Origin of the sequence: Streptomyces sp. NPDC093600, from assembly GCF_044764755.1 — a bacterium.
Taxonomy (GTDB): domain Bacteria; phylum Actinomycetota; class Actinomycetes; order Streptomycetales; family Streptomycetaceae; genus Streptomyces.
The window spans coordinates 334354-353515 of sequence record NZ_JBIWIU010000004.1 but is presented as its reverse complement, the minus strand read 5'-3'; the positions used below and the strand labels follow the sequence as shown (position 1 = coordinate 353515).

17 protein-coding genes are annotated in these 19162 nt (G+C 73.4%); 9 read left to right on the top strand and 8 right to left on the bottom strand.

The genetic code is table 11. From position 1 onward, the window contains the following. Window positions 1–18: 18 nt before the first annotated feature. Both ACIRB4_RS14345 and ACIRB4_RS14340 read right to left on the bottom strand, forming a co-directional pair. The gene (locus ACIRB4_RS14345) at window positions 19–798 is read right to left on the bottom strand and encodes an ABC transporter permease (RefSeq protein WP_403291102.1); all 780 of its coding nucleotides are present in this window, start codon (window positions 796–798) and stop codon (window positions 19–21) included. A 4-nt stretch (window positions 799–802) separates the two neighbouring features. Further along, complete coding sequence (locus ACIRB4_RS14340) at window positions 803–1759, bottom strand: ATP-binding cassette domain-containing protein (RefSeq protein ID WP_403291101.1); 957 nt, start codon at window positions 1757–1759, stop codon at window positions 803–805. A gap of 62 nt (window positions 1760–1821) precedes the next feature. Here ACIRB4_RS14340 and ACIRB4_RS14335 point away from each other — a divergent pair, with 62 nt between their 5' ends. Continuing rightward, the gene (locus ACIRB4_RS14335; protein ID WP_403291099.1) at window positions 1822–2538 is read left to right on the top strand and encodes a TetR/AcrR family transcriptional regulator; all 717 of its coding nucleotides are present in this window, start codon (window positions 1822–1824) and stop codon (window positions 2536–2538) included. A 33-nt stretch (window positions 2539–2571) separates the two neighbouring features. Here the strand turns inward: ACIRB4_RS14335 and ACIRB4_RS14330 are convergent, their stop codons facing one another. Genes ACIRB4_RS14330 through hmgA form a run of 3 tightly spaced genes read right to left on the bottom strand, consistent with a single transcriptional unit; the run spans window position 2572 to window position 5937 of the window. Continuing rightward, window positions 2572–3795 (bottom strand): type ISP restriction/modification enzyme, encoded by a 1224-nt coding sequence (locus ACIRB4_RS14330; RefSeq protein WP_403291097.1) that lies wholly within the window; start codon window positions 3793–3795, stop codon window positions 2572–2574. A gap of 57 nt (window positions 3796–3852) precedes the next feature. Continuing rightward, window positions 3853–4602: a GntR family transcriptional regulator gene (locus ACIRB4_RS14325; protein WP_403291096.1), complete on the bottom strand. Its 750-nt coding sequence runs from the start codon at window positions 4600–4602 to the stop codon at window positions 3853–3855. A gap of 12 nt (window positions 4603–4614) precedes the next feature. Continuing rightward, window positions 4615–5937: a homogentisate 1,2-dioxygenase gene (hmgA, locus tag ACIRB4_RS14320; protein WP_403291094.1), complete on the bottom strand. Its 1323-nt coding sequence runs from the start codon at window positions 5935–5937 to the stop codon at window positions 4615–4617. A gap of 446 nt (window positions 5938–6383) precedes the next feature. Between hmgA and ACIRB4_RS14315 the strand changes: the two genes are divergently transcribed. The 8 genes from ACIRB4_RS14315 to ACIRB4_RS14280 all read left to right on the top strand — a co-directional run bounded on the left by ACIRB4_RS14315 (window position 6384) and on the right by ACIRB4_RS14280 (window position 16866). Further along, on the top strand, window positions 6384–6974 hold the full coding sequence (locus ACIRB4_RS14315) for a TetR family transcriptional regulator (protein ID WP_403291238.1): 591 nt from the start codon (window positions 6384–6386) through the stop codon (window positions 6972–6974). 105 nt (window positions 6975–7079) lie between these two features. After that, window positions 7080–9275 (top strand): molybdopterin oxidoreductase family protein, encoded by a 2196-nt coding sequence (locus tag ACIRB4_RS14310; RefSeq protein WP_403291092.1) that lies wholly within the window; start codon window positions 7080–7082, stop codon window positions 9273–9275. A gap of 157 nt (window positions 9276–9432) precedes the next feature. Then, window positions 9433–10857, top strand: a complete 1425-nt coding sequence (locus tag ACIRB4_RS14305; RefSeq protein ID WP_403291236.1) for a CitMHS family transporter — start codon at window positions 9433–9435, stop codon at window positions 10855–10857. Between the two features lie 191 nt (window positions 10858–11048). Then, the gene (locus ACIRB4_RS14300; RefSeq protein ID WP_403291091.1) at window positions 11049–11690 is read left to right on the top strand and encodes a hypothetical protein; all 642 of its coding nucleotides are present in this window, start codon (window positions 11049–11051) and stop codon (window positions 11688–11690) included. Next, window positions 11677–12522: a class F sortase gene (locus ACIRB4_RS14295; RefSeq protein WP_403291089.1), complete on the top strand. Its 846-nt coding sequence runs from the start codon at window positions 11677–11679 to the stop codon at window positions 12520–12522. The genes ACIRB4_RS14300 and ACIRB4_RS14295 overlap by 14 nt, the downstream gene beginning before the upstream one ends. 1260 nt (window positions 12523–13782) lie before the next feature. Continuing rightward, window positions 13783–14259 (top strand): DUF3574 domain-containing protein, encoded by a 477-nt coding sequence (locus ACIRB4_RS14290; protein ID WP_403291087.1) that lies wholly within the window; start codon window positions 13783–13785, stop codon window positions 14257–14259. A 109-nt stretch (window positions 14260–14368) separates the two neighbouring features. Beyond that, complete coding sequence (locus tag ACIRB4_RS14285; protein ID WP_403291085.1) at window positions 14369–15760, top strand: aldehyde dehydrogenase family protein; 1392 nt, start codon at window positions 14369–14371, stop codon at window positions 15758–15760. A 20-nt stretch (window positions 15761–15780) separates the two neighbouring features. Continuing rightward, a complete protein-coding gene (locus ACIRB4_RS14280; RefSeq protein WP_403291083.1) occupies window positions 15781–16866 on the top strand; it encodes a zinc-binding dehydrogenase in 1086 nt (361 codons plus the stop codon). 38 nt (window positions 16867–16904) lie between these two features. Here the strand turns inward: ACIRB4_RS14280 and ACIRB4_RS14275 are convergent, their stop codons facing one another. From ACIRB4_RS14275 to ACIRB4_RS14265, 3 genes are all read right to left on the bottom strand, one after another. Continuing rightward, on the bottom strand, window positions 16905–17369 hold the full coding sequence (locus ACIRB4_RS14275; protein WP_403291082.1) for an excalibur calcium-binding protein: 465 nt from the start codon (window positions 17367–17369) through the stop codon (window positions 16905–16907). Window positions 17370–17461: 92 nt separating this feature from the next. Continuing rightward, entirely contained in the window at window positions 17462–18376 is a 915-nt protein-coding gene (locus tag ACIRB4_RS14270; protein WP_403291080.1) for a DMT family transporter, read from the bottom strand. 32 nt (window positions 18377–18408) lie between these two features. Further along, complete coding sequence (locus ACIRB4_RS14265; protein ID WP_403291078.1) at window positions 18409–19104, bottom strand: ArsR/SmtB family transcription factor; 696 nt, start codon at window positions 19102–19104, stop codon at window positions 18409–18411. Between the last annotated feature and the right edge of the window lie 58 nt (window positions 19105–19162).

Here is a 19162-nt window from a genome sequence, read left to right as displayed (position 1 = left end):
GGGCCGGCCGGGGTGCGGTCAGCCGCGCCCGTACCGCCGTACCGCCGCCGGAGCGCAGAGCGCGACCAGCGCCAGCGACCAGAGCAGGGCGCCCGCCACCGGATGCGCCACCGGCCAGGCGGCGTCCGGCGGCACGTGCGCCGCGCTGCCGGAGAGCTCGCGGACCGCCGTCGTCACCGCCGAGATGGGGTTCCACTCGGCGACCGTCCGCAGCCAGCCCGCCATGTTCTCGGTCGGGATGTACGCGTTGGAGAGCAGCGGCAGCATGAAGGTGGCGCTGCCCAGCTGGCCGGCCGCCTCCTCGCTCCGGGAGGCCAGGCCCAGCAGGATGCCCACCCAGGTCGTCGCGAACCGGAAGAGCAGCAGCAGACCGAAGGCGCCGAGGGCCTCCAGGGCCGTGCCCTCGATCCGCCAGCCCATCGCGAGGCCCACCAGGATCATCGGGACCATGCCGACCGCGCTGGTCACCAGGTCGGCGAGCGCCTGGCCCAGCGGCACGGCGGCCCGGCTGATCGGCAGGGTCCTGAACCGGTCCGTCACCCCCCGGTGCGCGTCCTGGGCGGCCTGGAACATCCCCGTCATCAGCCCGCCCGCCGCCGTCGCCACGAGCAGACCGGGCACCAGATACGCCCGGTACTCGGCGCCGGGCATGGCGAGCGCGCTGCCGAAGACGTAACCGAAGAAGAGGAGGAAGACGATCGGCATCGTCTGCGTCATCACGAGGATGGCCGGGGCGTGCCGAACCCGTCGCAGATGGCGGCCGAGGATGTAGGTGCCGTCGTGGACGAGGGCGCTCATGCGATCAGCTCCTCAAGGGGGAGGGGGTGGGGGCGTCGGGCCGCTCCGTGAGGCGCAGGAACACCTCGTCGAGGGTGGGCGGACGCAGGGTGGCGTCGACGATGTGGACGCCCGCCGCGTCGATCTCGCGGACGATCCGGGGGAGGGTGAGCGTGATGTCGGTGGTCACCGCTCCGACCGTGCGGCGCTCGGCGTCCAGCGTCGGGACGGAGCCGGTGAGCTGGTCCAGGACGGCAGCGGCGGCGTGCAGCAGGGCGGGATCGGCGACGACCACCTCCGCCCGGCTGCCGAGCATCGCCTTGAGCTCGGACGGGGTGCCCCGGTGGGCGGCCCGTCCTCCGTCGATGAGCACGATGTCGTCGGCGAGCTGGTCGGCCTCCTCCAGATACTGCGTGGTCAGCAGCACGGTCGTGCCCTGGGAGGCCGATTCCCGCACGGCGTCCCAGATCTCTCCCCGGCTGTGCGGGTCGAGCCCGGTCGTCGGCTCGTCGAGGAAGAGGACCCGCGGCCGTACGAGCAGACTCGCGGCCAGATCGAGGCGGCGGCGCATGCCGCCCGAGTACGTCCGGGCCGGCCGGCCGGCGGCCTCCGTGAGCCCGAAGCGTTCCAGGAGTTCGTCGGCGCGGCCGCGCGGGGCACGCAGCAGCCCGGCGAAGAGCCGCAGGTTCTCGGCGCCGGTGAGGTCGCCGTCGACCGACGCGTACTGCCCGGTGACGGCGATCCGCTCCCGGACACCCGCCGGGTCGCGCACCACGTCCCTCCCCGCCACGCGAGCGCTGCCCGCATCGGGCCTGAGCAGCGTGGTCAGCACCCGTACGGCCGTGGTCTTGCCCGCTCCGTTGGGGCCGAGGACGCCGCAGACCGTGCCCTCGGGCACGGCCAGATCGAGACCGCGCAGGGCGGAGACCTCGCCGTACCGCTTCGACAGACCCTCACTAAGTACAGCGTACGTAGTTGTCATGGTGTGACCATAGCGCACTACGTACGGTGTACGTAACTAGGATGGGGGTGAGGTGATGATCCATGGCGGGCCGAGCGGCCGACCCCGAAGTGATCTGGGCGCGCCCCGAGCGCACCGGCCGAGGTCCCAGACCGGCGTACAGCAGGGACGACATCGTCGCCGCCGCGGTGCGCATCGCCGACGAGGACGGCATCGACGCGCTCTCGATGCGCCGACTCGCGGCCGATCTCGGCTGCGGCACCATGTCGCTCTACAACTACGTGCCGCGCAAGGAGGACTTGTACGAGCTGATGGTCGACGCCGTCAGCGGCGAGTACGTCCTTCCCGATCCGCCCAGCGGCGACTGGCGCGCGGACATGCTCGAGGTGGGCCGCCAGGCCCGGGCGATCCTGCGCCGCCATCCCTGGGTGATCCGGCTGATGACGACGGGGTACGCCTTCGGGCCCAACGCCCTGCGGTTCCTGGAGTCCTGTCTGGCCTGCCTCGACGGGCTCGACCTGCCCGGCGGCACCAAACTGGAGCTGATCGCGACCGTCAACGGCACCGTGATGACCATCGTCGCCAACGAACTCGCCCTCGCCGAGCGCGCCCGTGGACTGCCCTGGTCCGAAGAGCAGGAACAGGCCGTGCGCGCCGCCTACCTCGCCCGCCGGCTCGCGGGCGGCGCGTACCCGCGCCTGGCCGCCGTCCTGGGGGAGGGTGGTGTCGAACGCCTCGACCCGGACGAGGTCTTCGAGCGGACGCTGGGGCGGGCGCTGGACTCGTTCGTACGGGGATAGGGCGGCGTAGGCGGATAGGGCGGTGAGGGCGCCTTAGAGCAGGGCGAACTGGCCCTCCGGGCCCTCCTCCTGATGGTCCAGGACGGACGCCGGGCGCCGTGCCCGGTCCGGTACGGGCAGCACGCCGGCCTCCCGCAGGGCGCCGCGCGTCAGGCGCGGCCCGGCGTCGAGGGCGGCGCGCTCCGGCTCCCGCTGGGCCAGCAGGGCGAGGACGGTGATCAGTTCCAGGAGTTCCGAGGTCCACTCCTGCGGCCAGGTCGCGGGCCCGATCGCCTCCAGGCTCCCCGGCTCGGCCGGCGCGGTCCGGCGCGCGAACCACTGCTCCAGTACGCGTACGCCCCCGGCATGGAACTCCCACGCCTCGGCGGGCACCGGCGAGATCCGTCCCCCGTCGAGGTCCAGGGCCTCCTCCCCGGGGTCGTACGCGAGCGTCGTCGGCCGGGCGGGAATCGCCGCCCGCACATAGGGCCGCCGGCCGCCGGGCAGCCGGGGCCTGTCACCCCCGCGGGCGCCGCGTAGCTGAATGCCGGTCAGCCGCCGGCCCAGCTCCACGCCCGCGAGCCAGACGGCCGGGTCCTCGGGGAGCGGGACACGGCAGCCGGTGGGGGAGGGGCGTGCGGCCGCCACCGCCCAGGCCAGCAGGTCGTGGGCGGCGACCTCGTGCCCGTACCGCTCGCTCAGCAGGGGCAGGAGACCGGGTGCGACGTTCGGTTCCAGGCCGCCGGGGCGCCGGAACAGCGGACGGATCCGGCCGGGCCGGCCGGCGGGGGAGCGGCCGTCGGGCAGAGCCGCGGTCACCAGCAGGGCGGGACCGGCCGTGCCGGAACCGGTGCCCGGCACGTACCCCTGCTCGACGGCGAACAGCTGACGCCCGTCGGCGACGCGCCACAGCTCGGGCCGGGCGGTGTCGATCAGCCGGTGGTCCGGGATCAGCCACTGCTCGTCGAACGGCCCGTGCGCGATCCGCACAGGCGCCGGACAGGGCCCGGACTCCCGCGCGAACCGGCCGGTGCCGGTCGCCTGCCCCGGGAGCGCGGCCACCGAACTCGCCGGCGTACGCGCCCGGCTGGGCCGGAAGAGCCGCTCCCGCTCCTCCCCCTCGGCCCCGACCAGCCGCTCCCAACGGGCGCGCAGCGTCCGCACGTCCGGCGCTACCACCCAGGACCGGCCGAACCGCAGCGGCGCCACGGACCACGGCATGAGCTCGTCGAGCAGCGGCACCTCGTCCGTCCGCGGGTCTTCGGTCACCCGCCGCATGCTAATGAGCGGCCCCGGGGCCGCGCAGCAGGGCCTCCCGCCCGCCGGGCCGCCGGCTCAGTGGGACTCGACCGTCACCGTGAAGGAGAACCGGTCGCCCCGGTACTGGATGCGCGCCACGTCCACCACCCGGCCGTCCTCGCCGTAGGTCACGCCCGTGTAGTGCAGGATCGGTGAGAGCAGCGGGACCTCGAGGAGGGCCGCCGTCTCCGGGTCGGCGAGGCGGGCCTCGACCGTGTCCGTGATCCGGCTGATCCGGACGCCGACCACGTCCCGCAGGACCTTCGTCATCGGCCAGCGCTCCAGATCGGCCGGGTCGAGTCCGGCCGCCACATCCGGACGTACGCAGTTCCGGGCCCAGTTGGTGGGCTCACCGGTCTCCCCGTCGCAGCGCAGCCTGCGGTAGGCGACCACCTCCGAGTCGTCGGGGAAGTACTCGGCGAGCTCACCGGGCACCGGCTCGGGGCCGTGGCCGAGGACCGTCGTCCGCTCGCCCGACTGCTGGGCCACGATCGCGTCGATCGAGCCGAGCAGCCGACGCGGGGTGGAGCGCCGGGCCCCCGGCTCGATGAACGTGCCGCGCCGCCGGTGCCTGCTGATCAACCCCTCCTGCTCCAGCTCCTTGAGGGCCTGTCGCATGGTCAGCACGCTCACGCCGTAGTGGGCGGCGAGCTGCTCCTCGGTGGGCAGCCGCAGCGAGGCGTCGGGCGTGCGGCCCAGTATCGAGGCGCGCAGGGACTGCGAGACCTGGTACCAGAGCGGCAGTTTGCGGTTCAGGATCAGCGAGTCGGGAGCGAAGGCGGTCACGGTTTCTCCGTACTACGACCGGAAGTGGCGCTCAAGACCCTGCCACACGTCGTCGTAGCCGCTCTGCAGATGGTCGGCGTTCGCCGCCTGGCCGGTGGCGGTGACGGGCCAGCGGGTCTCGAACATGAAGGCGAGACCGTCGTCGACCTTCTGCGGCTTCAGCTCCGCCGCGCTCGCCCGGTCGAAGGTCTCCCGGTCGGGCCCGTGGGCGGACATCATGTTGTGCAGCGAGCCGCCGCCCGGCACGAAGCCCTCGGCCTTCGCGTCGTAGGCGCCTTCGATCAGGCCCATGTACTCGCTCATCACGTTGCGGTGGAAGTACGGCGGCCGGAAGGTGTCCTCGCCGACCAGCCAGCGCGGGGCGAACACGACGAAGTCGACGCCCGCCAGGCCGGGGGTGTCCGTCGGTGAGGTCAGCACCGTGAAGATCGACGGGTCCGGGTGGTCGTACGAGATCGTCCCCATGACGTTGAAGCGGCGCAGGTCGTAGACGTACGGGGTGTGGTTGCCGTGCCAGGCGACCACATCGAGCGGGGAGTGGCCGTAGGTCGCCGACCAGAGGTTGCCGCAGAACTTGTTGACGACCTCGACCGGCCCCTCGACGTCCTCGTAGGCGGCCACGGGCGCGCGGAAGTCGCGGGGATGGGCGAGGCCGTTGGCGCCGATCGGGCCGAGGTCGGGGAGCTGGAAGGGCGCGCCGTAGTTCTCGCACACGTATCCGCGGGCCGTCTCGTCGAGAAGCTCGACCCGGAAGCGGACCCCGCGGGGGATCAGCGCGATGTCGCCGGGGCGGGCGGCGAGCAGGCCCATCTCCGTGCGGAGGAGGAGCCCGCCGCGCTCGGGGACGATCAGCAGCTCGCCGTCGGCGTCGCTGAAGACCCGGTCCATGGAGGTGTTGGCGTGGTAGAGGTGCACGGCCATGCCGGCGCGCTGGGTCACGTCGCCGTTGCCGCCGAGCGTCCAGAGGCCGGCGAGCCAGTCCGTTCCGGGAGCCGGGTCGGGCAGCGGGTTCCAGCGCAGCCGGTTGGGGTCCGGGACCGTCTCGGTGAACGGCGCGGAACGGACGGCGCCGTTGTCGATCCGGGTGAACGCCGGATGCGCGGCCGAGGGGCGAATCCGGTACAGCCACGACCGGCGGTTGTGGGCGCGCGGCTCGGTGAACGCGCTCCCGCTCAACTGCTCCGCGTACAGGCCCAGCGGCGCGCGCTGCGGGGAGTTGCGGCCGTGCGGCAGCGCGCCCGGGACCGCCTCCGAGCTGTGCTCGTTGCCGAAGCCGGTGGAGTACCGGAGTCCTTCGGCCGTCTTCGCGACCTGTTCGGTGCTCTCCGTGGTCATCGCGCGCTCCTGTCCTCATGCCCCGAAACAATCCTATGCATGACCGTAGGATTCCGCGCCCGCCCGCGTCAACGGGGCACTCGCGGCGGGGGTGGGACGAAGTGCGTGCACGAGGGGTTCCAAAGATGAGCATTGCTCTACTCTCACGCGCATGTGGTGGACCCGCAGGCTCCTTCTCACGCTCTCGGTCGTCCTCGCGGTGTACACCCTCGGGGGCATCCGCCTGCTCATCGCCTGATTCCGGCCGGAGCGGCATCATGGTCCCCGTGCCCCAGCCCAGCCCGTCCGACAAGCCCCGCCCGTCCGGCAGACCCAGCCCGTCCGACAAGCCCCGCCCGTCCGACAAGCCCGGTCCCTCCGGCAGGCCCAGCCCGTCCGACAGACCCGGCCCGCACCCCCACCCCGGCCAGGTCGCCGGCCCGGTCGCCCCGCCCCCACCGCCCGCCCTGCGCCGTACCCCCGTCCAGCAGCGCAGTGCCGACCGTCTCGCCCGGATCCTCGACGCCTGCGCCGAACTCCTCGACGAGACCGGTTACGAGCAGCTGAGCACCCGGGCCGTCGCCGTCCGCGCCGGCGTCCCCATCGGCTCGGTCTACCGCTTCTTCGGCAACAAACGCGCCATGGCCGCCGCCCTCGCCCACCGGAACCTCGACCGCTACGCCGCGCGCATCACCGCCCGCCTCGCCGTGCTCCCCGCGGTCGACGCCCACGCGGCCATCGACACCGTCCTCGACGAGTACATCGCGATGAAGCGCACCGTGCCCGGCTTCGCGCTGGTCGACTTCGGCGTCCCGGCTCCCGGCGAGGCCGGCGACGACGACCCCAACCACCTGGTCGCCGACCGCCTCTGCGAGCTGCTCGCCGCCCCCCTCGGCCGTCCCGCCGACGAGACCCTGCGCCGCAAGGTCCTCGTCGGCGTCGAGGCCACCGACGCCCTGCTCCAACTCGCCTTCCGTACGGCGGCGTCCGGCGATCCGGCCCTCATCGCCGAGACGCGCGAGCTGCTGTACGCGTACCTCGCACCCTCCCTGTCGTGACCGCTGCCGATCGAACCCCGCCCGTCACCACCCTCCCGATCATCCCTACCGGTCGGTATGCTCGGCGCCACCCGCTGCCCGCCCCAGCGCTCCAGGGAGCCCGTCATGTCCACCGCACTGCGCATCTGCCCCCTCTGCGAAGCCACCTGCGGGCTGACCCTGACCCTCGAAGGAACCCGGGTCACCGGCGCCCGGGGCGATCGTGACGACGTCTTCAGCCAGGGCTTCATCTGCCCCAAGGGCGCCTCCTTCGGCGAGGTCGACGCGGACCCCGACCGGCTCAAGGGGCCCCTCGTCCGCGAGGGCGGCGCCCTCCGGGAAGCGAGCTGGGACGAGGCCTTCGACACCATCGCCGCCCGGATCCGGCCGCTCGTGGAGGAGTACGGGCCGAACGCCGTGGGTATCGTCCTCGGCAACCCGAACGTCCACACCATGGCCGGCGCCCTCTATCCGCCCCTGCTCCTCGGGGCGTTGGGGACGCGGAACCTCTTCACCGCGTCCACGCTCGACCAGATGCCCAAGCACGTCTCCAGCGGACTGCTCTTCGGCGACCCGTTCGCCGTGCCCGTTCCGGATCTGGACCGCACCGCGCATCTGCTGATGCTGGGCGCCAACCCGCTGGAGTCCAACGGCAGTCTGTGCACCGCCCCCGACTTCCCCGGCAAGCTGAAGGCTCTGCGCAAGCGCGGCGGCACCCTCACCGTCGTCGACCCGCGCCGCACCCGCACGGCCGCCCTCGCCGACCGGCACCTCGCCATCCGCCCCGGCTCCGACGCCCTCCTCCTCGCCGCGCTCGCCCACACCCTCTTCGAGGAGGGCCTCACCGACCTCGGCGCGCTCGACGGGCATGTCGAGGGCGTGGAGGAGGTCCGGGCGGCGGTACGGGAGTTCACCCCCGAAGCGGTCGCCGCCGCCTGCGACCTGGACGCCACCACCATCCGTACCATCGCCCGTGAACTCGCCGCGGCCCCCTCCGCGGCCGTCTACGGACGCATCGGCAGCTCCACCGTCGCCTACGGCACCCTCGCCAGCTGGCTCGTCGACGTTCTCAACATCCTCACCGGCAACCTCGACCGCCCCGGCGGCGCACTCTTCCCGCTCTCCGCCACCGCCCCTGCCTCCCGCCCCGCCGGCCCCGGCAGGGGATTCACGCTCGGCCGCTGGCGCAGCAGGGTCTCCGGCCATCCCGAGGTCAAGGGCGAGTTCCCGATGGCCGCCCTCGCCGAGGAGATCGAGACCGAGGGCGAAGGCCGGATCCGGGCGGTGATCACCATCGCCGCCAACCCCGTGCTGTCCGCGCCCGACGGCCGGCGCCTCGACGCGGCCCTCGGCGCCCTCGACCTCATGGTCGCCGTCGACCCGTACCTCAACGAGACCAGCCGCCACGCCGACGTCGTCCTGCCCCCGCCGCCGCCGTCCCAGAGCGCGCACTTCGACTTCGCCTTCAACGGCTTCGCCGTCCGCAACCAGGTCCGCTACACCCCGGCCGCCGTCCCTCTGGAAGAGGGACGCATGGACGAGTGCGAGATCCACGCCCGGCTGATCCTCGCCGTCTCCGGCATGCACGGCGCCCCGCCCTCGGCCGTCGACGACCTGGCCATCGACACCGCCCTCGCCAAGGCCGTCACCCAGGAGCACTCACCCTTCTTCGGGTCCGACCCGCGGGAACAGGCTCGGCTCCTCTCCGGCCGCACCGGACCTGAGCGGCGCCTCGACATGATGCTGCGCCTGGGCCCGTACGGCCTCGGCCTCGATGACGTGCGGCAGGCACCGCACGGCATCGACCTCGGCGCGCTGAAGCCCCGGGTCCCTCAGCTCCTCAAGACCCGCAGCGGGCGGATCGAGCTGCTGCCGGAACCCCTCGCCGCCGACCTGCCCCGGCTGCGCGCCGCCCTGGACGCGGAGCCGGACGGGCTCGTGCTCGTGGGCCGCCGTCATCTGCGCTCCAACAACAGCTGGCTCCACAACGTCCCCTCCCTCAACGGCGGCTCCAACCGGTGCACCCTCCAGGTCCACCCCACCGACGCCGACCGGCTCGGGCTCGCCGACGGCAAGCCCGCCCGGATCACGGCGGAGGGCGGTGCGCTCGACGTCGAGGTGGAGATCACCGACACCGTACGGACCGGGGTGGTGAGCCTGCCGCACGGCTGGGGCCACGACCGCCCCGGCACCCGGCTCACGGTCGCCGCCGCCCGGCCGGGCGTCAACGTCAACCAGCTCCTCGACGGCTCCCGGCTCGACCCGCTCTCCGGCACCGCCGTCCTCAACGGATTCCCCGTCGAGATATCACCCCTGCCGTGAACCTTGTGATGCCCCTGCTGTGACCTGGGGTTTTGCTCGTATTGCTCACGCGTCAACATCTTGTTAACGGCTGAAGAGGGCACCTAACGTCATCCGAACCGCCGCACCGGTGGAGTCCTCCCGGTGGGAGTTCAAAGGTGAACGTGAGGTGTCCTCCATGCTGACCGTCCTCGGCTTCGCCATGATCGCGACCTTCCTGGTCCTGATCATGATGAAGAAGATGTCGCCGATCGCGGCGCTCGTCCTGATCCCCGCGCTGTTCTGTGTCTTCGTCGGGCAAGGAGCCCAACTCGGCGACTACGTCCTCGAGGGCGTCGGCAAGCTCGCGCCCACCGCGGCGATGCTGATGTTCGCCATCGTCTACTTCGGCGTGATGATCGACGTCGGCCTCTTCGACCCGATCGTCCGGGGCATCCTGCGCTTCTGCAAGGCCGACCCGGTGCGCGTGGTGGTCGGTACGGCGCTGCTGGCGGCGATCGTCTCGCTGGACGGCGACGGCTCCACCACCTTCATGATCACCGTCTCCGCCATGTATCCGCTGTACAAGCGGCTCGGGATGAGCCTGGTCGTCATGACCGGAGTCGCCGCCACCGCCAACGGCGTCATGAACACACTGCCCTGGGGCGGCCCCACCGCCCGCGCCGCCACCGCGCTCAAGCTCGACGCGGCCGACGTCTTCGTACCGATGATCCCGGCGCTCGGCGCGGGCCTGCTGTTCGTCTTCGTCCTCGCGTACGTCCTCGGCCGCCGCGAGCGCAAGCGGATCGGCTACCTCACCCTCGACGAGGTGCTGGTGACGGAGCCCGAGGCCGAGACGGTCCTGGTGAAGGCGGGCGCGGGCGCGGGCGGGGGCCCGGACGCCGGCGCGGGCAAGGCTGTCGGCGGGTCCGGCGGCGCCGCCGGGCTGCCGGAGGGACCGGACGCCGTCCCCGGCGGGGGTTTCCAGGGCCTCGACCCGGACCGCCCGACGCTGCGGCCCCGGCTGTACTGGTTCAACGCGGGTCTCACCGTCGCGCTGCTCAGCGCGATGATCCTGGAGCTGCTGCCGATCCCGGTCCTCTTCCTGATCGGCGCCGCCCTCGCGCTGACCGTGAACTACCCGCAGATGGCGGACCAGAAAGCCCGGATCGCCGCCCACGCGGACAACGTCCTCAACGTCGCCGGCATGGTCTTCGCCGCAGCCGTCTTCACCGGCGTGCTCACCGGCACCGGCATGGTCAAGCACATGGCCGACTGGCTCGTCGGCGCGATCCCCGAGGGCATGGGCCCGCACATGGCCCTGGTGACGGGGGTCCTCAGCCTCCCGCTCACGTACTTCATGTCGAACGACGGCTTCTACTTCGGCGTCCTCCCGGTGCTTGCCGAGGCGGGCGCCGCCCACGGGGTCTCGCCGCTGGAGATCGCCCGCGCCTCCCTCGTGGGCCAGGCCCTGCACATGTCGAGCCCGCTGGTGCCGGCCGTGTACGTCCTCGTCGGCATGGCGAAGGTCGAGTTCGGCGATCACACCAAGTTCACGGTGAAGTGGGCGGCGCTGACATCGCTGGTCGTGCTGGCCGCGGGGATACTCTTCGGCATCATCTAGGGCGCGCGGTCACGCCGGGGGACCGGGAGCTCCGGATGAGGCCCGGGACTCCGTCGGAGGTCCGAGGCTCCGCCGGAGGGGTGAATGTGGCGGGTGTCGCGGCCCGGTCGACACCCTTTGCGTTCATGTCATGACAGATAGTCAGATTATCGGTTGATCACCGACGTCTTCATGACTGGAGGAACCCCCGCATGTCCGCTCTGCCTGTCCGCTCCCTGCTGTCCACCGCCGTGGCCACCTGCGCCCTCGGCACGGTGGCCCTGGCCGGTGCGCCCGCGGCCCTCGCCGCCCCCGGCGACAACGGCGACGTCAAGGTCCACCACGCCGGGCGTCCCGACGAGCCGCCCCGTACGCTCGAGTCCGACCAGCGCAGCGAGCCCAAGGTCTGCACGTTCTACTTCTCCGCGCTCAGCTTCGACGGGCTCCCGGCGCTCACCTGGACGATCGTGCCCCAGCCGCTGAAGGGCGGCGTCGTGAAGAGCGGCACGATCACCGTCGACCCGCAGGGCAACGGGTTCACTCCGGACCTGGAACTCGCCGACGGCCTGTACAAGGTCGAATGGACCTGGCCGGGCCAGATGGGCGCCAAGAAGAGCAAGGTCTTCAAGGTCGACTGCGGCAACTTCACCCACCCGCCGAAGAACGAGGGCCAGGGCCACGGCAAGCCGCCGCACGGCCCCGTCGGCGCGGGCGGTGGCGGCAGCGCCGAACTCGCCGCCGACAGCTCCGCCTTCGGTGTCGGAACGGCACTCACCGCGGGCCTCGCCGGTACGGCCGGGCTCATCCTGCTCCGTCTCCGTCGGTCGCGCCGCCGCACCGATGGCGCCGCGTAGGTCCCGCTACACGCGCAGGCAGCGGCGCCTCTTCCGGCTCGCCCGGACGGTGGTGGTGGCCCTGTCCCTGGTCGTCGGCGGCATGTGGTGGGCCCAGGACGAGGAACCGTCGGGCCCACCGATCGCGGCCGCCCCGGCCGCGCACGGGGCGGCCGAGGTGCCCGCCGCGGCCCCGGCCGTACCCGCGCCCCAGCCCGACCAGAAGCCCCGGGCGCAGCCCCCGCCGAAGCCGAAGCCCAAGGCGACGCCGACGCCGACGCCGACGCTGACGCTGACGCCGACGCCGAAGCCCCCGCTGAAGCCGAAGCCGAAGCCGAAGCAGGGGGCCAAGGCGAAACCGGTGCCCAACGGACCGCCCTCCCCCCTGGGGCGTTCGCGCCCCACCGGGCTCGCCGTCCCGGCGATCACCATCGAGGCGCCGGTCATCGGCCTGGGGCTGGACTCGTCCGGTCGGCTCGCCACCCCACCGGTCGACAACCCGCGCGTCGTCGGCTGGTACCGGCAGGGCCCCACACCGGGTGAACGCGGTACGGCCATCGTCGTCGGCCACCGCGACACCCGCACGGGGCCCGCCATCTTCCTCAACCTCACCGCGCTCAGCCCCGGCAACACCGTCCGGATCGCCCGGGCGGACGGCCGGGTCGCCGTCTTCACGGTCGACAAGGTCCGCACGTACACCAAGGAGAATTTCCCCGACAGCGAGGTGTACGGCTCCACGGGCCGGCCGGAGTTGAGGCTGCTCACCTGCGGCGGAGCGTTCGACCGGAAGAAGGGTTACGAGGCGAACGTCGTCGTCTACGCCCACCTCACGGATCTCGACCGGAAGATCTGACCGCGGCCTCGCGCCGCCACCGCCCGGCGGGCCCCGCCAACTCGGCGCGCGCCCGCCGGCTACGGCGGCGCCCGGTCGAACTGGTCCCACGCGGTACGTTGACGGCCTGGCGTGCCGGGTCGGCGACGGCCGGCTTCGGCGCGGCCCGACGCGGTACGTCGACGGCTCGCGTGGCCGGGGTCGGCGATGGCCAGCTTCGGCGCGGCCGGATCTTTCGCCGCCCGGTGTGGCGGTGACCGTCTGGTGCGGCATGGTCAGGTCCGATCCAGCCTGACTGGGCCGGCAAGTGCGGCGACGGCCCGAGCCGGTCCGTCCGGCGGCGGTGGGTCGGGCCTGGCCGCGCTGTATCGCGGCTCGGCCTGGCCGGTCGGCGTGCGGCGGGGTTGGGCTCGTCGGTCCGGCGGCGGTGGGTCGGGCCTGGCCCCGCCGTGTCCCGGCTCGGCCTGGCCGGTCGGCGTGCGGCGACGCCCGGTCTCAGTCACCCGTCCCGGCGGGGTCGGTACGGCCTGCCTCCGGCCCGGCCATGTCGTCAGAGTGCGACGGCGTCCCGGCCCGCCAGTCGGCGTGCGGCCACGGCCTGGGCTCGCGCGTCCGGAGCGCAGTCCGGCCTGGCCGCGCCGTGCCCCGGCTCGGCCTGGCCAGTCGGCGTGCGGCGACGGTCTTGGCTCGCCCGTCCGCCTCGGTCTCTTCCCGCCTGCGCGCCGTCAGCGCGGCGGGACGGCCCGCCCGTCTGAGCCTGGCTCGGTCCAGTGGACGGCGGGTCGCCGCGTCGCGCCGGCCCGCCCTGCCGTGCCCCCCTTGGCCTCAACGAGCCGCTCGCCGGCTCACCCTGCCCCGTCACCTCGGCGGCCGCCCGCGCCAGTCGCCCCTCTGGCTGGCCCGTACCCCAGCTGGGACCGCCCGTCAGCGTGCCGCGACGCCGACCGGCCCCCCGCCCGAGCCGGGTTCGGCCCAGCGGACGCCATGCCGCCCCCGCCTCTCCGCGAGCCACCGGCCGGCTCGCCCCGCCTCCGTCGCTCGGCGCCCACCAGCCGCTTCTCTGACGTGCCCACGGCCCAAGCCGGCCGCGCCCGCCGACTGGGCCGCCAGCCGAGCCGCCTCGTCCGCTTGCCGCGACGGCCCGGCCCGCCCGAGTCCGGCTCCCGCCAGCGGACGGCACATCCGCCGCGCCGCCCCCGACCACCGAGCCATTCGGCGTCGCACTCGCCGAGCTCAAAGTCACCTTCAACCCCACCACCCCACCACCCAAGGGACGCCCCCATGCCCCACCCCCTGCCCACCCCACGCCGCCGCCTCGCCGTCTTCGCCGCCGGGCTGGTCATCGTCGTCGGCGCCCCCGCTGCGTACGCCGCCCTCGGGGACGAGACCGCTCCAGAGTCAGCCGTCCCGGCCGCGCGGGGCCGCGGAGCGGCGTACCTGGAGACCCGGTTGTTCTTCGGGACCGAGCGGCCAGACGGCGGGCCCGATGTCACCGACCGGCAGTTCATGGCCTTCGTCGACAAGGAGGTGACGCCCCGCTTTCCCGGCGGGCTCACCGTGCAGGACGGCCGTGGACAGTGGAGGGACAGGAGCGGCACCATCGAGCGGGAGCGTTCGTACGAGCTGATCCTGCTGTACCCGGCGAGCGAGGCGAAGGTCCATGATCCGTGGATCGAGCGGATCAGGCGGGCGTACCGGACCGCCTTCGCGCAGGAGTCGGTGGCGCGGCTCGACGAGCCGACCCGGGTCGACTTCTGAGGGCCGGCCCTGAGACGAGGGCCACGATTGGCGGCCCTGGCGCCGGAAAACTATCAGCGCTAGTTTGGGTCGGACGTGCGAACCGGTCGGTGACGTGAGGAGACAGCGGATGAAGGCCCACGACGCGATGTACATCGGCGGGGAGTGGCGCCCCGCCTCCTCCACGGACACCATCCCGGTGATCAATCCGGCGGACGAGCAGGTCATCGGTCATGTCCCCGCCGGCACCGGCGAGGACGTGGACGCCGCCGTACGCGCGGCTCGCGCCGCCTTCCCCGGCTGGGCCGCCACCCCGCCCGCCGAGCGCGCGGCCCGCATCGGCGCCCTGCGGGACGCGCTCGCGGCCCGTGCCGAGGACATCGCCGCGACGGTCACCGCCGAGCTGGGAGCCCCGCCCAAGCTCGCCGCCGCCGTCCACACCGGACTACCGATCGCCGTCGCCGGCTCCTACGCCGAACTCGCGGCCACCTACCCCTTCGAGGAGAAGGTCGGCAATTCCACCGTCTACTCCGAGCCCGTCGGCGTCGTCGGCGCGATCACTCCGTGGAACTACCCGCTCCACCAGATCGTCGCCAAGGTCGCCCCCGCGCTCGCCGCAGGCTGCACCGTCGTCCTCAAGCCCGCCGAGGACACGCCGCTGACCGCCCAGCTCTTCGCCGAGGCCGTCCACGAAGCCGGTGTACCGGCCGGGGTGTTCAACCTCGTCACCGGGCTCGGCCCGGTCGCGGGGCAGGCGCTCGCCGAGCACGAGGGCGTCGACCTGGTCTCCTTCACCGGCTCGACCGCCGTGGGCAGGAAGATCGGCGCCCTCGCGGGCGGCGCCGTCAAGCGCGTCGCCCTGGAGCTCGGCGGCAAGTCCGCCAACGTCATCCTGCCCGGCGCCGACCTCGGCAAGGCCGTCGCCGTCGGCATCGCCAACGTCATGTCCAACTCCGGTCAGACGTGCAGCGCCTGGACCCGGATGCTGGTCCACACCGACCGGTACGACGAGGCGGTGGCGCTCGCCGCCGAGGCCGTCGCCGCGTACGTCCCCGGCGAGCGCGTCGGCCCGCTCGTCAACGCCAAGCAGCAACAGCGCGTTCTCGGATACATCCGGAAGGGCGCCGAGGAGGGCGCCCGGATCGTCGCCGGCGGCCCCGAGGCGCCGCGGGAGACCGGTTACTACGTCTCCCCGACCGTCTTCGCCGACGTCACCCCCGACATGACCATCGCACAGGAGGAGATCTTCGGCCCGGTCGTCTCGATCCTCCGGTACGAGGACGAGGAGGAGGCCCTCGCCATCGCCAACGGGACCGTCTACGGCCTCGCCGGCGCCGTCTGGGGCGAACAGGAGGCCGCCGTCGCCTTCGCGCGCCGTATGGACACCGGTCAGGTCGACATCAACGGCGGCCGCTTCAACCCGCTGGCGCCCTTCGGCGGTTACAAGCAGTCGGGCGTGGGGCGCGAACTCGGCGCCCATGGCCTCGCCGAGTACCTCCAGACCAAGTCCCTCCAGTTCTGAGCGTCCGAGGAGTCACGAGCGTGAGCGTCATCCGTGCCGCCGTCCTGCCCGCCGTCGGCGCTCCTCTGGAGATCACCGGCATCGAACTCCCCGAGCCGGGGCCGGGCCAGGTCAGGGTCCGCCTGGCCGCCGCCGGGGTGTGCCACTCCGACCTCTCCCTGAGCAACGGCACCATGAGGGTGCCCGTCCCGGCGGTCCTCGGCCACGAGGGCGCCGGAACGGTCGTCTCCGTCGGCGAGGGCGTCACCCATGTCGCCCCCGGCGACGGCGTCGTCCTCAACTGGGCGCCGTCCTGCGGCTCCTGCCACCACTGCTCGATCGGGGAGGTCTGGCTCTGCGCCGACGCCCTGACGGGGGCGGGGAACGTGCACGCCGTCTCCGAGGACGGCACGGAGCTGCACCCCGGTCTCAACGTGGCCGCCTTCGCCGAGGAGACCGTCGTCGCGGCCAACTGCGTGCTGCCCGTCCCCGACGGGGTCCCGCTCACCGACGCCGCCCTGCTGGGCTGCGCCGTCCTCACCGGCTGGGGTGCGGTCCACCACTCCGCGCGGGTACGGGAGGGGGAGTCCGTCGTCGTCTTCGGCGCCGGAGGCGTGGGCCTCGCCGCCCTCCAGGCCGCGCGGATCGCGGGCGCCTCGCCGATCATCGCCGTCGACGTGTCGCCGGAGAAGGAGGCCCTGGCGCGGGCCGCCGGAGCCACCGCGTACGTCGTGGCCTCCGCGACGACCGCCAAGGAGATCCGGAAGCTGACGGGCGGCCACGGCGCCGACGTGGCCGTGGAGTGCGTCGGCCGCGCCACCACCATCCGTACCGCCTGGGACTCCACCCGACGCGGCGGCCGCACGACGATCGTCGGCATCGGGGGCAAGGACCAGCAGGTCTCCTTCCACGCCCTGGAACTCTTCCACTGGGGCCGCACCCTGTCCGGCTGCGTCTACGGCAACTCCGACCCGGCGAAGGACCTCCCGGTCCTCGCCGACCACATCCGCGCCGGCCGCCTCGACCTGAGCACCCTGGTCACCGACCACATCACGCTGGACGGCATCCCGGCCGCCTTCACCAACATGCTGTCGGGCAAAGGCGGCCGGGCGCTCGTGATCTTCTAGGGGGCGGCCGGCCTCTACGTCGTTTCGGCCGTGCTCCGTCAGGCGCGCTGCCGGGTGCGGCGCCGGTGGAGCGCGTAGCCGACGGCCACGGTGGACGCGACGACCAGGCCGAGCCCCAGGCCCGTCTCCCAGTCCGCGGGACCGAAGCTTCCGCCGACGCCGCCCTGCGCTCCTCGGGAGGGCATCACGGTAGGGCGGGGGGACGGGGTGACGACCGGGGCGCTCGGAGCGCTCGGGGTGATGACCGGGGCGGTCGGGGCGGTCGGGGGGACGACCGCGCCGCCCCTGCGCGGCAGCCATTCACAGGCGATCTGGTCGTCCTGGCCCTGGTCCTCGTCGAGTCGGTGCGGGTCGCTCGGGTCCCTGTTGAACTCGGCCTGCGCGTCCTCCTGGAAGCGGAAGTCCCGGCAGTCGAGATCCTGCGCGTGCGCCGCCCCCGCCAGAGGGACGACGGACGCGAAGGCCAGGGCTATGCCGGCGACAGCGGTGCGGCGGCACTTCATGTAGGCCTCCTCGTGGTCGGTTCGACCGTCGGTTCGACGCTACGAGCGGGGAGACGGCACGGCGCGGGACGTTGGGCCGAACGGGGTCGCCCTCAGGCGGCCTCGACGCTCTCGGCCGGGCTCTTCTCCGGCTTCGGGCGGGAGCGGGACACCGCCACTCCCGTCAGGCAGAGCGCGCCGCCGGCGAGGGTGAGGAGGCCCGGGAGTTCGCCGAGGAAGAGCCACGCCATGAGGACGACCAGGGCCGGTACGGCGTACGTCGTCGCGCCCATCCGGCCCGCCGTCGTACGGGCCAGGGCGTAGGCCCAGGTGGTGAAGGCGAGGGCGGTCGGGAAGACGCCGAGGTAGACCATGTTCAGGGTCGCCGCGAGGGGTGCCCGGCTCGCCTCGGCGATGAGTTGGCCGGCGAAGGGCAGACAGGCGACCGCGCCGACCAGGCACCCGAACGTGGTGACCTGCAGGGCGCTTCCGTGCGCCAGGGCGGGCTTCTGGGCGACGACACCGCCGGCGTACGCGATCGCCGCGACCAGACAGAGCACGACGCCCAGGACCGAGGCGTGGCCCTCGCCCGACATCGACAGGCCGACGGCCACCGCGCCGGCGAAGGACACCACCATCCCCGCGATCAGCCGCGGCGGCAGCGACTCGCGCAGGAACCGCGCGCCGAGCAGCGCGATCAGGATCGGGCCGATGTTCACGACCATCGCGGCCGTACCCGCGTCGACCTCCTGCTCACCCCAGTTGAGCGCCACCATGTACGCGCCGAACCAGAGCAGACCGGAGACCAGGATCCCCGGCCAGGCGGCCCGGGGCGGTACTCCCTCCCGCCGTATCAGGAGGACGGCGCCGAGCACGAGCGCCCCGGCGAGCAGTCGGCCGAGGGCGAGGGCGCCGGGGGAGTAGGCGGCCCCGGCGCTGCGGATGGAGACGAACGCGGAGGCCCAGAGGACGACCGTGACTGCGGCGGCGGCCAGGGCGAGGCGGGCGGTTGCGGGGGAACGGGTCATGCGGAGACCGTAGGGCCCCGACCTTTCGGCGCTCACCGAATTATCGCCGGCGCGATGCCCAGCGCCCGGTGGAGGGCGTCCTCCCCGGCGGGGGTCACCTTCACGGCCCGCCCGGACCCGATCCGCACGCACCAGCCGCTCTCCAGCGCGTGCCGGCACAACGCCGCCCCCGCGATCCCGGCGAGGTGCGGCCTCCGTTCGGTGAGGTCGAGGCAGCCCCGGGCGACCGGCCGCCGCCCCTTGGCCTCCAGCGGAATGCCGAACTCCGCGAACCAGTCCACGCCCCGGTCCGTCAGCGCGAACCCGGTGTCCTGGCGGAGCAGTCCGCGTACGGTCATGGCCTCGGTGATCGCGATCCCGAGCCGCCCGGCGAGGTGGTCGTAGCAGGTACGCCCCCGCGCCATCGCCCGGCCCGCGCTCGCGGCCCGCAAGGTGCGCGGCGGCTCGGGGACGGCGGGCTCGGCCCGCGCGGCGAGGTCCTCGACGAGGTGGGCGACGCCGGGGTCGGCGAGGCGTACGTGCCGGTGCCTGCCCTGTCGTTCCTCGGCGAGCACCCCGCCCGCGACGAGCTTCCCGAGATGCTCACTGGCGGTGGACGGCGCCACGCGCGCGTGCCGGGCGAGTTCCCCGGCGGTCCAGGCGCGCCCGTCGAGCAGGGCGAGCAGGAACGCGGCGCGGGTCTCGTCCGCGAAGAGCGCCGCGAGCGCGGCGAGGTCTCTGGCTGCCATGGAAGACAGGGTCCCGCACGCACTGTTCGGCAGGGGCCGAACGATCCTTCCGGCCCGT